Below are 518 nucleotides of genomic sequence, written 5' to 3'. Positions count from 1 at the left end.
CGAATGGACATTGTTCAACAGTCCACTAAAAACTTATTATCGGTGCAAAGTTGTTACATGCGTCATCTTGGTTATAAGCTCAGTAGCAACAAAATAAAGCAAATGGCTGCTATCAGAAAAGGCGTTGATACTGAGCAAGTACACGCAGACTTTAGCTCAATGAATACAGCACTGTCAGTCATTTCTAACCTCTCATTAATACGTTGTGCTCAACAGCAAATTAATGTGATAGAGGGCGCTATTTTAAAACAAACATCACTCTCCCCTGAATTTATAAACCTATCCAGTATTGATGGAATTGGAAATACTTTAGCACTGACTATTATGTTAGAAACCGGCACGATTAAACGTTTTGATAGCCCAGGAAATTTCTCATCGTATTGTCGCTGTGTTAAAGGGGCAAGGTACAGTAATGGAAAGAAAAAAGGCGCTACGAATCAGAAGAATGGTAATCGTTATTTAGCGTGGGCTTTTACTGAGGCCGCTAATTTTGCAATTCGTTATAACCCAACAGTTAA

The 518-nt window shown here is 38.4% G+C and carries 1 protein-coding gene; it reads left to right on the top strand.

Annotated elements, in window-relative coordinates:
* Window positions 1–57 precede the first annotated feature (57 nt).
* Window positions 58–518 (top strand): IS110 family transposase (locus NRL14_RS20805; protein WP_306725518.1); only part of this gene is annotated, 461 nt, incomplete at its 3' end.

Origin of the sequence: Pseudoalteromonas sp. 20-92, assembly GCF_030847595.1 — a bacterium.
GTDB classification, from domain to species: Bacteria; Pseudomonadota; Gammaproteobacteria; order Enterobacterales; family Alteromonadaceae; genus Pseudoalteromonas; species Pseudoalteromonas fuliginea.
The sequence above is the reverse complement of the archived record's forward strand: the minus strand, read 5'-3'. Positions and strand labels throughout refer to the sequence as shown.